This window comes from Kocuria sp. CPCC 204721 (assembly GCF_040980945.1).
GTDB classification, from domain to species: Bacteria; Actinomycetota; Actinomycetes; order Actinomycetales; family Micrococcaceae; genus Kocuria; species Kocuria marina.
Genome location: NZ_JAVKPO010000001.1, coordinates 252301 through 265928, shown reverse-complemented (window position 1 = coordinate 265928; position 13628 = coordinate 252301). Strand labels below are relative to the sequence as shown.

Below are 13628 nucleotides of genomic sequence, written 5' to 3'. Positions count from 1 at the left end.
GGCCGCGAGGCCGGGGAGAACTCAGGAGTACGAGTGAATACGACACGACGCGGGGGCACGGGGGACGTGGCAACCGCAACGGACGGGGCGCCGCGCAAGCGGCGACTGGTGGGGATCGATGCCGCCCGGGGGCTGGCACTGATCGGGCTCATGGCCATCCACCTGCTGCCCGCGTGGAACGAACAGACCGGGGAGGCCAGCTGGTCCTGGCGGTTGTTCTCCGGGCACTCGGCGGCCCTGTTCGCGCTGTTGGCCGGAGTGGGCCTGGCGCTGGGCTCCGGCGCCCGGCAACCACGCGAGGGGCGAGCCCTGACCGCTGACCGGGTGAGTGTCCTGGTCCGCGCCCTGCTGATCGTCACGGTGGGTATGACCGTCAACGCCGCGATGCCGGAGGACCCTCCCGCCTACAACATCCTGTTCTACTACGGCATGTTCTTCATCCTGGCCATCCCCTTCCTGCATGCCCGCCCCAAGACGCTGTTCATCTGGGCCGCCGGGTTCGGGATCCTCTCGCCCCTGCTGATGCAGCGCATGCTGGATGTCCTGCCGGAGTGGTGGTATTACAACCCCACGCTGCCCAATGTCCTCAGCAACCCCGCGGGCACGCTGTCTCAGCTTCTGCTGACCGGCAACTACCCGGCGCTGCCGTACATGACGTATCTGCTGGTCGGGATGGGGCTGGGCCGCTTGGATCTGCGAGCAGTGCGCACCCAGGTCCGCTTGGTGATCGTGGGCGTCGCGCTCACCGTGTTGGCCCAGCTCGTGTCCGCCGTGCTCCTCTACGGCCTCGGGGGCTACTCCGTATTGCAGGAGGCATCGCGTTTAAGCGAGTCCACGCTCGACGAGATCCTGGTGTGGGGTACCGACTCGCTACCAACCGACACCGGGTGGTGGCTGGCCATCACGACCCCGCATTCCAACACGCCGCTGGCCATTGCGACCAGCCTTGGACTGAGTCTGGCGGTGCTGGGGGTGTTCCTGCTCATCAGCCAGAAGATCGGGGACTGGCTCGTGCCATTCGCCGCGATGGGATCGATGACCCTTACGCTGTACTCGGCGCACCTGCTGGCGCTGTCCCTCGAGTTGCATTACGACTCCCCCTACCTCTGGTACCTCGTGCACGTACTGGTGGCCGTCGTCTTCGCCGTCATCTGGCAGCGGACTCTTGGGCAGGGACCTCTCGAGCGGGTGGTCGCCTACTGCGCGAAGGGGACGCGCCGCCTCGTCGCCGGGCGGGGCGGAAATGCCACTCCTGGAAAGACCCGCAACTCCTAACTGGCGCCAACCTTGTCCAGCGGTACCCGCTCTGGCGTTCGACCTATGGGAGCGGCTGCGGCAGAGCGAGGGCTGCTGATCATCTGGGAATCTCCCGGCCAACACTGGTCAAGCTGCTGGAGCAAGGTGATATCCCATTCACCAAGGTCGGAAGGCACCGCAGAGTCCTGCTGACTGATCTCATTGCCTACGAAGAACACCTCGAGAAGACACGCCGCGAAGGTCTCCGACAGGCAACTCACGAGGCAGCGAACCACGGCACATACTTCGACATCCCGACAGACCCGGCCACCCGGTAAATCCCCATGTCGTTCCCGGTGGTTCTCGATGCATGCGTATTGATTCCCATGCCTATCGCAGATCTATTACTGCGTCTGGCCACGGCCAAGCAATTCAGGCCGCTTTGGTCGGATGAGATTCTGAACGAGGTAGAGCGCAATCTGGTGAAGAAGCTTCACAAGGACCCGCACAGCGCTCGCAGACGCGTGAACGCCATGCGGGGCTTCTTCCCCGACGCTCTGGTCGAGAACTACGAGAGCCTCGTGCCTGCCATGACCAATGACCCCAAGGACAGACATGTGCTGGCGGCAGCGGTCCGTTCAAGAGCCGAGCTCATCGTGACATCCAACCAGAAGGACTTCCCGGCGACCGCCCTCAAGCCCTATGACGTTGCGATGGAGTTCCGTCACGGAAACGTGTCTGCCACCAAGGGCAAGTAATGGCGACAACGGTTGAGAGCCTCTATCCCCCGGAACTCATCCAGTCAGTCGGACACGTCGTGATGTCCGCAGCGTGGCTAGAGGACAAAGCTGGCGAACTGGTCCACCTCACGACAATGGTGCAGGGCGGTGATCCCAACATCCCGACGAAGGGATGGGCGGCATCTGGTGGGCAACTAGTGACCGAGTTCAAGAAGGTAGCTGATGAGCAGTTAGCGGAGCGACTGGAGAAGGCCCTTGAACTTCGCAATGACGTCGTTCACGGGGTGTTCGTTGGCGGCGAGGTGTTTGGCCCCGCGGAATCGAGTGAAACGCCGACCTTGGCCACGATGAAGAGGCAGCTCGGCCGGTCGAATCCGCCTCAGTACAGCATCAAGGGGTGGATGGACACCGGCTTGGCCACATTGGCATCCGAACTTTCCGCGATTGAAGAGCTCATCGACGAGGAAATCAGCTACGCAATGGGTCTGAAAGTGCGTCCCAATCCGGGAGCGAATCCGTGATTGGCATAGAGCTGGCGGACTAGGCCGCGGTAGAGCTCCGTCACGGAAACGTGTCTGCCACCAAGGGCAAGTGACATCGTGCGTGGCTTCCACGCCTGATTGGCGGAGCGCTTGCTTGGCCGATATAGGCTGCAAGCACTATGAGTGAAATTGAGATCCCGAAGTATCACGAGTTCCATTGGCCTGCCGTCGTGGCTCTGCGCGAGCTGGGCGGATCCGCGACCATCGAAGAACTCAATGACAAGGTGATTGCGGACGGTGGTTTCACAGAGGCTCAGCAGTCCGTCCTCCATAAGGACGGTCCCTCGACAGAGATCGAATATCGCTTAGCGTGGGCACGAACATACCTGAAGGGGATGGGTCTGGCCATAAACTCCGAACGCGGAGTTTGGAGCCTGACCGACGACGGCCGTGTAGTAGCCGAGAGCCAACTCGAACCACTGCGGAAGACGTACCTGTCCGCCTACCGGAACAAGCGCAAATCTGACTCCAGCGACGAGTCGCCTTTGCCTTCCACTGACGGGGAACGGGAGGAAATCACGTGGCAGGACGAGCTGCTGGATGAAGTGATGAAGCTGTCTCCCGGAGCCTTCGAACGCCTGGCTCAACGGTTATTGCGCGAAGCGGGCTTCGTCAATACCCAGGTGACCGGCCGCTCTGGCGATGGTGGAATAGACGGTCAGGGTGTTTATCGCCTGTCGCTGTTGTCGTTCCCTGTTTTCTTCCAGTGCAAGAGGTATGTAGGCAGTGTCGGCGCTGGGGCAGTGCGGGACTTCCGGGGTGCTATGGCCGGTCGTGGAGAAAAGGGACTGTTGATCACGACGGGCACGTTCACTGCCGAGGCAAAGAACGAATCCACGCGGGACGGCGCTCCTCCGCTGGACCTCATCGATGGGAAGCGGCTTTGCCATTTGTTGAAGGAATACAAGCTGGGCGTGTCTGTGTCCACAAGGATGGTCGAAGATGTCACCGTCCTCCCAGGATTCTTCGCTGAACACTTTGGGTGATTGACTGCGGGGCGGCTGTAGTTCCATTGCAGAAAGGCATGTAAAGCCAAAAAATTACTGCATGGTGACTTGCGCCCTATATCTCCGTATCTCCCTCGACGCCACTGGCGAACGGTTGGCCGTCGAGCGTCAACGGAAGGACTGCCTCGAGATCGTCCAGGACCGGGGTTGGACCCTGGCTGGCGAGTACGTGGACAACTCCATCTCCGCTTCCGACGCTCGTAAGAAGCGCCCCGGCTACGACCAGCTCTGCGAGGACTACGACGCGGGCCAGTTCGAGGCCCTGGTGTGCTGGGACCTGGACCGCCTCACGCGCCAGCCGCGACAGCTTGAAGACTGGATTGACCGTGCAGCGAAGCACGGGCTCAAGCTGGTCACGGCCAACGGTGAGGCCGACCTGACTACCGACGGCGGATTCATGTACGCCCGGATCAAGGCCGCTGTGGCCCGGGCGGAGGTGGAGCGCAAGGGTGCCCGCCAGTCGCGTGCCCAGCGCCAGAGGGCCGAGCACGGGAAGCCGCCCAAGGGCGTGCGGCTGACTAGCTACACCCTGGCTGGCGAGGTCATCCCGGAGGAGGCGGAGGTCATCCGTCGGATCTTCAAGCGCTTCTCCACTGGGGACACCCTGAAGGGCATCGCCCGGGGCCTGGAGGAGGACCGCATCAAGACCAGGCGCGGCGGGGGCTGGTCGTCCTCGTCCGTCTCGACCATCCTGCGCAACACACGGTACGCGGGCCGGTCCGTCTACAAGGGGCAGCAGATGGGAACGGCCGCCTGGCCCGCCTTGGTCGGCGAGGCGCAGTTCGACGCCGTGCAGTCCTGGCTGACCGACCCCCGCCGCACGGTCAACCGTGCCGACACCGCCCGGAAGCACATCGGCTCTGGCGTCTACTACTGCGGGTCCTGTGGGGCGCGTGTGCGCTCGTCCTCGGGAATGGGTGGCGGTCTCCACCGCTACATCTGTTGGGACAACCACTTCTACCGCTCCGGTAAGCCGGTGGACGAGTAGGAGCCTGACCCGGGGGCGCATCTCGAGGTCTTGCCCGATGTCTATCTCGGGCGGACTGATTCAAGCTTCCTGACTTATCGGGAGCTCGCGCGAACGCGACGGTTCGGCGGCACGCGCCTGTGTCGCAGGTGCGAGCGAGAGGACCAGGAGCGAGGCGCAGATGCCTGCGAGTCCAGCCCATCCGATGGCGGGGAGGCGCTCACCGACGATGACCACGGCCAGGAGGGCGGCGATCGCGGGTTCAGCGAGCGTGAGCGTTGTCGCGGCGCTTGGGGTGACGCGCGTGAGGCCGTACCCGAAGAGCAGATAACCCAGGAACATCGGGACCAGTGCCATGTAGATTCCGACCATCATCGGTTGGGCGGAAGCGATGAGCGGTGCGCCGGTCAGCAGGAGTACGGGCATGAGGGCAATGCCGCCCAGGCCGAAGACAGCGCCCATCGCTGCGGCGCGCCCGACGCCGCGGTTCATGAGGCGGTGAGCGCTCCACGAGTACATGGCGTAGGTCGCGCCAGCAACCAGGCCGAGGATGACGCCGGCGACCGTGGGGAGCGTCTCGCTTGGCGCGTCGTGCATCTTCGCAGCGCACAGTACTGCGCTGCCAGCGATGCCGAGCGCTGCGGCAAGCATCCACCAGCCGCTGAGTCTGCGTCGCTCGATCGCCCGCTCCAGGAGGCCCGAGGCGATCGGGGCAGAGCCGAGGGACACGACCGTGCCGACCGCGACACCGGCCAGATGCATCGAGCTGTAGAAGGCCAGCGGGTAGATCAGCACGGCTCCGGCCCCGGCGAGCACAGTCCCACGTTGCGAAGACAGTGCGGGCCGTTCCCGGCGGAGCGAGGGAGCGGCGATGGCTGCCTGCAGGATGCCGCCGATGCCGAGCGCTGCCGCGCCCATGGCCAGCGGCCCGACTGACGGTGCGAACGTCGCCGCAGTCCCCGTGGTGCCCCACAGGAAGGCGGCGGCGAGCACCGCGATGATGCCGGTGGGGGAGCCTCGCCTCACAGCGCGGCCAGCATCCGCGATGCGATGGCCCGGGCGTGCTCCAGGCGCGCAGGGGTTCCTTCGAGGCCCGACCGTGCGACGGCTCCTTCGAGAAGGAAGCTGAAGTGCTCGGCCAGCTCCAGTGCCTCGGCTTCGGTGGTCATGGATTCCAGGTTCTCGGCGAGAATCTTCTCCACCTGCTCCTTGTGCGCGCGTACGGACGAGCGGGCGGGGTGTCCGGCCGGAAACTCGGCCGCCGCGTTGAGCAGCCCGCATCCTCGAAAGCCTTTGCTGTGGGCGTCGTCCGCGTGGTCGATGTAGGCGTCGAAGACTGCCACGACCCGGTCCGCGGCTGTCGAAGCTTTCGCAGAGCGTTGCCGATGGAGGTCGAGCCACTCCTCGTGGCGGGCGTTGATGTAGGCGCGGACGAGCTCCTCCTTGGACGAGAAGTTGTTGTAGAGGCTCTTCTTCGCGACACCGGCCTCAGAGGTGATCGTGTCGATCCCTGTTGCGTGCACGCCGTCCTCGTAGAAGCGTCTCGCCGCAGCATCGAGCAACCGCTCCCGCGCTGATCCTTGACTCATGTCGCACCCCTCGGTTGGTAGGTAGACCAGTCTACCTACCAACCGAGAGGTGCCTCAACATCTGCGCTCGTGGATGCTGATGAGTGCTGCCAGTAGGCTGCGACAAGATGGCCTGACGTTGTCCACGAGGTGTGCACTCGCACAGGTTGTTCCGTGCCGGAACTCGGTGCGGTCTCCGGATGACTTCTTACTCGACCAGTTGGATTTGGACCCTTCAACCGTGGTCCGCATCGCCACAGAAGTGGTGGTTGACATGCGGAATCCGAAGATCACGTGGAATGGGTACCTCGAGGGTCTCGCTCGCGTCGGCTTGCCCCTATGTGCTACGGAACTCGAAAAGCGGACCGTAGGAGTCGGCTAGAAGCCAGTTCCAAGGGGCACCCCACAACGCTGACTGCCCATCCTCATCGTCCCGGCCGTCGCTACGCCGGCGCTCACCCCAGTTCCCCGCTCCCCATGAAGCCCTCCAACCGCTCCAGGTACGGGGCGATGTCCAGCCCCTCCCCCGCGAGCCACTCGTCCGAGTAGTACTTGTCCAGATAGCGGTCCCCGGGGTCGCACAGCAGCGCGATCACGCTGCCCCGCTCCCCCGCCCGGACCATATCGGAGATGATGCGGAACGCCGCCCACAGCCCCGTGCCCGTGGAGGCCCCGGCCTTGCGACCGATCAGGGTGTCCAGGTGGCGGATCGCGGCGACCGCGGCGGCGTCGGGAACGCGGATCATCCGGTCGATCGCCGAGCCCATGAAGCTCGGCTCCACGCGCTGCCGGCCGATGCCCTCGATCCGGGACCCGAGCGGCGTCGTCACCGAGGGGTCCTGCTCGCGCCAGGCCGGGAGGAAGGCCGAGTTCTCCGGGTCCGCCACGCACACCCCCGTCTGCCGGCCGGTGTAGCGCACGTAGCGGGCGATCGTCGCGGAGGTCCCGCCGGTGCCTGCCGTGGCCACGATCCACGCGGGATCCGGATAGCGCTCCTGGGACATCTGCGCGAACAGCGACTCCGCGATGTTGTTGTTCCCGCGCCAATCCGTGGCCCGTTCGGCGAACGCGAACTGGTCCATGTAGTGACCGCCGGTCTCGCGCGCGAGGCCCGCAGCGACGTCGTACACCTGGTCCGGGCGCTCCACGAAATGGCAGCGACCGCCGTGCAGCTCGATCAGGCGGATCTTGTCACGGCTGGTCCCCTGGGCCATGACGGCGATGAACGGCACCCCGATCAGCCGTGCAAAGTACGCCTCGGACACCGCCGTGGACCCGCTCGACGCCTCGATCACCGGCCGCCCCCTGCGCACCCATCCGTTGCACAGCGCGTGCAGGAACAGCGAGCGCGCCAGGCGGTGCTTGAGCGAGCCCGTGGGATGCGTGGACTCGTCCTTGAGGTACAGGTCCACGCCCCACTCCTCGGGCAGCGGCACCGATAGCAGGTGCGTGTCCGACGACCGGTTGCCCTCCGCCCGCACCTTCGCCACGGCCTCGGCGCACCATCGCCGGGCCTCCGCGTCGAAACGGTCGATGTCCTCCTCGGGCGCCACCGCCGACGACGCCGCTCGCTCCCCCACGCTCATTCCTCGAGTGCTCATGAGGGAACCCTATGCCGGGCCCACTTCCCCGCGGGGCATCCCGTCACAACAGCCAGCCGGGGCGAGCGTCACCCGTCAGCGCGGTCAGCCAGTAGTCCGGCAGCAGGTCCGCCAATCGCTTCCACACGACCGCCGTGGGATCGTCCCGGCCCGCCACCGCCGCACCGTGCTCCGACCCGTCCGGAAACCGGGTTTCGAGTAGTGCCTTGCACTCGGTCACGACGTAGTCCAGAGCGGAAGTGTCCATGGCCGGAGCCTATCGGGGAGCGCGCCGCACGGGTCGATTGGCCAGTCGGCCAGAGTTGCCCGCGGTGCGACCACGTTCCGACGCCGGCCCGGCGGACGATCGAACCCTCGGACCGACCGAGGTGACGGTCGCACGGTGGAGCTGCAGCGGCGTCGTCTCCTCGCGGACCTGCGTGTCCACCTGGCCGCGATGCGACGTCGCGAGAGCGACACCCCGCCCACTGCCTGACATTTGAGGCACTCTCGAGCCACCGGGTGCACTTTCAGGCGCGTCGAGGCCAGGAATACCCGCTGTTCGTGGCTTCAACGTGCCTCACAGTCCGGGGGCTGGCCAGAACGTGCCTCAAAATGCGCACGTTGGCCCAAACGTGCTCCAGAGTTCGAGGACTGGCAGGGACCCGCCGCCGTCACCGTGACGCATTGCCCCACCTGACCCTCGGCGATACTGGTTAGGCATCAATCGACCGGAAAGTGTCGTGGGTCACGCAATTGACGGTATGAATGTACCCACCGGCCGAACCGGCCCCCGCGCACCCTGCGGCGGCGTTGGGCCGGTGGGTCCATCGCATCACTCCCGTGGAGGCACCATGACACGAACCCTCAGCCGACGATCGTTGCTAGCCGCAGCGGCGTCGTTGCCCGTGATCGGGGGCCTGTCGGCCTGCGCGGGAGGCCCGCGCGCGACCGACCGCACGCATCAGCTGGTGTGGTCCACCTACGGCGTGGGCACCGGGACGTACAACGACCTCGCGGCGGTCGCGAACACCCTGACCCAGCGCACGGGACGGCAGATCCGGTTGATGACCTCGGACACCGGCATCGGGCGCCTGGCCCCGCTGATCAACGGCACGGCCCAGTACTCGCGCACCGGGGACGAGTACTACTACGCGTTCGAGGGCAATGACGAGTACTGCTCCGAGCAGTGGGGCCCGCAGGCGCTGCGCCTCGTGTGGACTCCCCCGGGCAACTACGGGGTGCTGGTGCGCAAGGACAGTGGCATCGAGACCGTGGCGGACCTCAAGGGCCGCAAGTTCCCCAAGCTGATCGCGAGCACGTCCATCAACCGCAAGATGGAGGCGATCCTCAACTACGGCGGCCTCACCGGCAAGGACGTCCAGATGGTGGACGTCACCTACAGCGGCCAGATCGAGGCGCTGAAGACCGGTCAGATCGACACCCTCTACCAGAACGTGGTGGGCGCCAACGTCTCCGAGCTGGCCTCCCAGTACCCCATCCGCTGGCTGGGCCTGGGCGGCGGCACGCCCTCCCAGTACTCCACGTGGAAGGAGCTGGCGCCGATGGTCAAACCCGGCGAGTTCTCCAAGGGTGCGGGCCTGGCCAAGGGGGAGACGGCGGTGAACATGCAGTACACCATCCCGGTGGTCGCCCGCGCGGACCGCCCCGCGGACGAGGTCGCCGCACTGGTCGCGGACATGGACCGCTACTACCCGGACTACAAGGACACCACCCCGGACGCCCACCGCTTCGGCACGGAGCAGATCCAGCTCACGCCCCTGGTGATCCCGTTCCACGACGCCATGGTGGAGTTCCTCACCCGCAAGGGCCGCTGGAGCAAGGACCTGCAGACCCGCCAGGACGCCCTGCTGGAGCGCGAGCGCCGCATGCACGAGGCCTGGCCCGCGTTCTGGCAGGACCACAAGGACCGTGAGGACCCCAAGTCCGCGCGCAAGGAGTGGGTGGACTGGAAGAAGGCCAACCTTCCCGAGCTCCCGGACACCCCCGGCACCTTGCCCGGCGCCTCGTCCACCACCGCACCCTCCGGAGGCCACGCATGAGCACCCCGTACCAGACCGGCGACGCCGCCGGCCCCGCCAGTGCCTCGGCTCCCGCTGGCACCGTCGGCCCCATCACCACCCCCGGGCCGGCCATCGACCCCCGCACCGGCGCTGAGATCACCGCCACGCACCCGCACGGGGGCGACGACGCCGCCCAGCCCACCATGCCCTCGGACGTCTCCCTGCACGACGCGAGCCCCCGACTGACGCCGTTCTGGCGCAGCCTGGTGATCGTGCTGACCGTGGTGGGCGTGCTGTTGACCATGAACCAGGTGTTCTTCTGGAACGTGGGCGGGGTGACCATCCCCACCAACTCGTTCCTGTACCTGCTGATCGCGGTGTTCGTGCCGATCGTGTTCATCGTGACGCCCATCCGCAAGCACGCCCCCGGGGCCGCGGCTCGGCAGCGGCGGGGCGTGCCGTGGTACGACGTCCTGCTGCTGCTGGCCGTGGTGGGCACCAGCGCGTACTTCGCGGTGCATGGCATTGAGATCCAGGAGTACGGCTGGCAGTACATGGCCCCCACCCTGGCCACCGTGCTGAGCTTCGTGTTCTGGGCCCTGATCCTGGAGACCCTGCGCCGGGCCGCCGGTCTGGTGGTGCTCGTGATCGCGTTCCTGTTCTCCGTGTACCCGCTGTTCGCGGGGATCATCCCGCTGTCCTTCCTGCAGGGCATCTCCTACGACCTGCCCACCCTGGCCCAGGTGCACACCATGGGCGTGGACAGCGTACTGGGCCTGCCCCTGCAGACCGCGGGCACCATCCTGGTGGGCTTCCTGCTGTTCGGCGTGGTGCTGCAGCACACCGGCGGTGCGGACTTCTTCCACGAGCTGTCCATGGCCGTGTTCGGCCGCTACCGCGGCGGCTCCGCCAAGGTGGCCGTGGCGAGCTCCGCGGCCATGGGCATGATGAGCGGCTCGGCGGTGTCCAACGTGCTGACCACGGGGCCCATGACCATCCCGGCCATGAAGCGCTCCGGGTTCAGCGCCCGGGTGGCCGGGGCCGTGGAGGCCACCGCATCCTCCGGCGGCTCCATCACCCCGCCCATCATGGGCACCGCGGCGTTCCTGATGGTCTCCTTCGTGGGCGTGCCGTACACGTCCATCCTGGTGGCGGCCACCATCCCCGCGATCCTCTACTACCTGGGCATCTTCCTGCAGATCGACGGCTACGCCGCCCAGCGTGGCCTGCGCGGCACGCCCAAGAACCTGCTGCCGCGCGCCCGCCACGCCCTGGCCATGGGCTGGCCCTACCTCGGCGCCCTGGCCGTGCTCACGGCGCTGCTGTTCACCACGGACTCCGAGGCCCGGGTGCCGTACTGGGTGGTGGCCATCCTGCTGCTGATCGCCCTGGTCAAGCCCAGCGTCACGTTCGGCCCCCGCCAGTGGGTGGACATGGGCGTGGACGTGGGCAAGACGCTGGCGCAGATCGTGGGCATCATCGCGGGCGTGGGCCTGATCCTGGGTGGGCTGACCGCCACGGGCGTGGCCCTGTCCCTGTCCCGCGACCTGGTGGCCCTGGTGGGCGACAACGTGGTGCTCATCCTGATCGCCGGCGCCGTGGTGTGCTTCATCCTGGGCATGGGCCTGACGATCTCCGCCGCGTACGTGTTCCTGGCCATCGTGATGGTCCCGGCCGTCACGGCCCTGGGCGTGGACCCGATCGCCGCACACCTGTTCGTCATCTACTGGGCGTCGGTCTCCTACATCACCCCGCCCGTGGGGCTCGCGGCCTTCGCGGCGGCCGGCATCTCCAAGGCCTCGCCCATGGCCACGTGCTTCTCCGCGATGAAGCTCGGCGCCGTGAAGTACGTGGTGCCGTTCGGCTTCGCGCTCAACCCCGCACTGGTGGCCCAGGGCGAGCCCGTGCACATCGGGCTGGCTTTCCTCTCCAGCCTCGTGGCGGTCTACGCGATCGCCGCGGCCATGGGCGGCTGGCTCACGTTCGTGGAACGCCAGCTGCCCCTGTATCTGCGGGTGGTTCTCGCGGTGGGCGGATTCATGATGTTCTTGCCTGGGGCCCCGGTCACGCTCATCGGTCTGGCGCTGGTGGTCGCGGCCGCGGTGCTCGCGCGCCTGCGCCGGCCGCGCGCCGTCGTCGACCCCGAGACCGGGCAGATCACCCGGGTGCCGGAGGGAGCCGAGGTTCCCGACGCCGCCCGCGGCACGCACGGCGCGCACGGCACCGGCGGTGCCCCCGCGGGTGCGCACCCCCCGCACGAGAACACGAAGGAGAACGCATCATGAGCGCAGAGAACACCGACGTCCTGACCGTGGACGTCACGGACGGGATCGCCCTGGTCACCGTGAACCGGCCGGAGGTGCGCAACGCGATCAATGCGACCGTGCTGCGAGCCATCACCGAGACCCTCTCGCAGCTGGCCGAGAACGATGACGTGCAGGTGCTGATCTTCACCGGCGCCGGGGACAAGGCGTTCGTGGCGGGCGCGGACATCAACGAGCTCGCCGTACGCACGCCCAAGGACGGGCTGAAGGCCACCATGCAGGGTGTGTACGAGAAGGTGGAGCAGTTCCCCAAGCCCACCATTGCAGCGGTGAACGGCTACGCGTTCGGCGGCGGCCACGAGCTCGCCCTGGCATGCGACATCCGCGTGGCCTCCACGAATGCGCAGTTCGCGCTGCCCGAGACCGGGCTGGGCATCATGCCCGCCGCGGGCGGCACGCAGCGCCTGGCCAAGCTCGTGGGCCTCGGCCGGGCCACCGAGATCGTGCTCACCGGGCGACGTGTGAAGGCGGACGAGGCCCTGGACATGGGGCTGGTGACCGAGGTGGTGGAGCCGGACGAGCTGCTGGTTACCGCCCGCGAGACGGCGCAGGCCATCATGGCCAAGGGCCCGCTGGCCATCCAGCTGGCCAAGACCGTGATCCGCCACGGCTTCGACGTGGACCACCAGACCGGGATCCTGTTGGAACGCCTGGCCCAGTCCGTGCTCTACAGCAGCGCCGAGAAGGCCGAGGGAACCACTGCGTTCCTGGAGAAGCGGACCCCCGATTTCCACAGTGCAGCACAGAAGGACGTGAGCAAGTGAGCGAGAACCCCCTGAAGGAGATCCAGCACATCACCGTGATCGGTGCCGGGGCCATGGGCTCCCAGATCGCCATGGTCTGCGCCCTCGCCGGGTACGACACGGACGTGGTGGACATCAAGCAGGAGGCCGTGGACAAGGCCTCCGAGCAGCTGCACTCCCGCATGGACCGTGACGTCAGCAAGGGCCGGCGCACCCAGCAGGACGTGGACGCCGCGTTCGGGCGCCTGACGTTCTCCACGGACCGGGACGCGTGCGCCGCGCAGGCGGACTTCGTGATCGAGGCCGCCGTGGAGGACCTGACCATCAAGCGTCAGGTCTTCGCGGAGCTGGACGCGGTGTGCCCCGAGCACACCATCCTGGCCACCAACTCCTCGAACATCGTGTCCTCGCGTGTGGCGGACGCCACCCACCGCCCGGAGAAGGTGTGCAACGTGCACTTCTTCAACCCCGCGCTGGTGATGAAGTGCGTGGAGGTGGTCCCCCACGAGGGCACCTCCCGTGAGACCGTGGAGACCGCCATGGAGCTGGCCCGCTCGATCGGCAAGGCCCCCGTGGAGCTCAAGAAGGAGGTTCCGGGCTTCGTGGCCAACCGCCTGCTCGGCGCCCTGCGCACGGAGGCGCTGAAGCTCTACGAGGACGGGGTGGCGGACTACAAGGACATCGACGTGGCCGCCAAGACCGCCCTGAACCACCCCATGGGCCCCTTCGAGCTCATGGACATGGTGGGCATCGACGTGGTCTACCTGATCCGGCTGGCCGAGTACGAGCAGACCGGTGACCCCGCGTCCCTGCCGGCCGAGTCCATCAAGGCGAAGTACGAGGCCGGTGACTACGGCCGAAAGACCGGCCACGGCTGGTACGACTACGAGTAGGACC

The 13628-nt window shown here is 66.8% G+C and carries 14 protein-coding genes; 10 read left to right on the top strand and 4 right to left on the bottom strand.

The features are described from left to right. The first annotated feature begins 33 nt into the window (after positions 1 to 33). The 6 genes from RF637_RS01245 to RF637_RS01220 all read left to right on the top strand — a co-directional run bounded on the left by RF637_RS01245 (position 34) and on the right by RF637_RS01220 (position 4513). Positions 34 to 1275: a heparan-alpha-glucosaminide N-acetyltransferase domain-containing protein gene (locus RF637_RS01245; protein ID WP_368843950.1), complete on the top strand. Its 1242-nt coding sequence runs from the start codon at positions 34 to 36 to the stop codon at positions 1273 to 1275. Next, the gene (locus tag RF637_RS01240; RefSeq protein ID WP_368844087.1) at positions 1200 to 1574 is read left to right on the top strand and encodes a helix-turn-helix domain-containing protein; all 375 of its coding nucleotides are present in this window, start codon (positions 1200 to 1202) and stop codon (positions 1572 to 1574) included. Before RF637_RS01245 ends, RF637_RS01240 begins: the two co-directional genes overlap by 76 nt. 6 nt (positions 1575 to 1580) lie before the next feature. Continuing rightward, the gene (locus RF637_RS01235; RefSeq protein WP_368843949.1) at positions 1581 to 1994 is read left to right on the top strand and encodes a PIN domain-containing protein; all 414 of its coding nucleotides are present in this window, start codon (positions 1581 to 1583) and stop codon (positions 1992 to 1994) included. Then, on the top strand, positions 1994 to 2497 hold the full coding sequence (locus RF637_RS01230; RefSeq protein WP_344204813.1) for a hypothetical protein: 504 nt from the start codon (positions 1994 to 1996) through the stop codon (positions 2495 to 2497). The genes RF637_RS01235 and RF637_RS01230 overlap by 1 nt, the downstream gene beginning before the upstream one ends. Before the next feature lie 140 nt (positions 2498 to 2637). Beyond that, the gene (locus tag RF637_RS01225) at positions 2638 to 3504 is read left to right on the top strand and encodes a restriction endonuclease (protein WP_344204815.1); all 867 of its coding nucleotides are present in this window, start codon (positions 2638 to 2640) and stop codon (positions 3502 to 3504) included. 61 nt (positions 3505 to 3565) lie between these two features. Beyond that, positions 3566 to 4513: a recombinase family protein gene (locus RF637_RS01220; protein ID WP_368843948.1), complete on the top strand. Its 948-nt coding sequence runs from the start codon at positions 3566 to 3568 to the stop codon at positions 4511 to 4513. A 60-nt stretch (positions 4514 to 4573) separates the two neighbouring features. Here RF637_RS01220 and RF637_RS01215 read toward each other — a convergent pair whose 3' ends face one another. The 4 genes from RF637_RS01215 to RF637_RS01200 all read right to left on the bottom strand — a co-directional run bounded on the left by RF637_RS01215 (position 4574) and on the right by RF637_RS01200 (position 7908). After that, a complete protein-coding gene (locus tag RF637_RS01215) occupies positions 4574 to 5518 on the bottom strand; it encodes an EamA family transporter (RefSeq protein WP_368843947.1) in 945 nt (314 codons plus the stop codon). Next, positions 5515 to 6081 carry a TetR/AcrR family transcriptional regulator gene (locus RF637_RS01210; RefSeq protein WP_363784211.1) on the bottom strand — a complete coding sequence of 189 codons (567 nt, stop codon included), beginning with the start codon at positions 6079 to 6081 and terminating at the stop codon, positions 5515 to 5517. Before RF637_RS01210 ends, RF637_RS01215 begins: the two co-directional genes overlap by 4 nt. Positions 6082 to 6515: 434 nt before the next feature. After that, positions 6516 to 7661: a PLP-dependent cysteine synthase family protein gene (locus RF637_RS01205; RefSeq protein ID WP_368843946.1), complete on the bottom strand. Its 1146-nt coding sequence runs from the start codon at positions 7659 to 7661 to the stop codon at positions 6516 to 6518. Positions 7662 to 7704: 43 nt separating this feature from the next. Next, entirely contained in the window at positions 7705 to 7908 is a 204-nt protein-coding gene (locus tag RF637_RS01200) for a hypothetical protein (protein ID WP_368843945.1), read from the bottom strand. A gap of 586 nt (positions 7909 to 8494) precedes the next feature. On the opposite strand from RF637_RS01200, the gene RF637_RS01195 reads away from it, so the two are divergent. From RF637_RS01195 to RF637_RS01180, 4 genes are read left to right on the top strand one after another with little or no spacing between them, the layout of a single operon-like run. Next, the gene (locus tag RF637_RS01195; protein WP_368843944.1) at positions 8495 to 9703 is read left to right on the top strand and encodes a TAXI family TRAP transporter solute-binding subunit; all 1209 of its coding nucleotides are present in this window, start codon (positions 8495 to 8497) and stop codon (positions 9701 to 9703) included. Continuing rightward, the gene (locus tag RF637_RS01190) at positions 9700 to 11949 is read left to right on the top strand and encodes a TRAP transporter permease (protein ID WP_368843943.1); all 2250 of its coding nucleotides are present in this window, start codon (positions 9700 to 9702) and stop codon (positions 11947 to 11949) included. Before RF637_RS01195 ends, RF637_RS01190 begins: the two co-directional genes overlap by 4 nt. After that, entirely contained in the window at positions 11946 to 12752 is an 807-nt protein-coding gene (locus tag RF637_RS01185) for an enoyl-CoA hydratase/isomerase family protein (protein ID WP_064846671.1), read from the top strand. Before RF637_RS01190 ends, RF637_RS01185 begins: the two co-directional genes overlap by 4 nt. Then, positions 12749 to 13624 (top strand): 3-hydroxyacyl-CoA dehydrogenase family protein, encoded by an 876-nt coding sequence (locus RF637_RS01180; protein ID WP_085106251.1) that lies wholly within the window; start codon positions 12749 to 12751, stop codon positions 13622 to 13624. The genes RF637_RS01185 and RF637_RS01180 overlap by 4 nt, the downstream gene beginning before the upstream one ends. Positions 13625 to 13628: the final 4 nt, after the last annotated feature.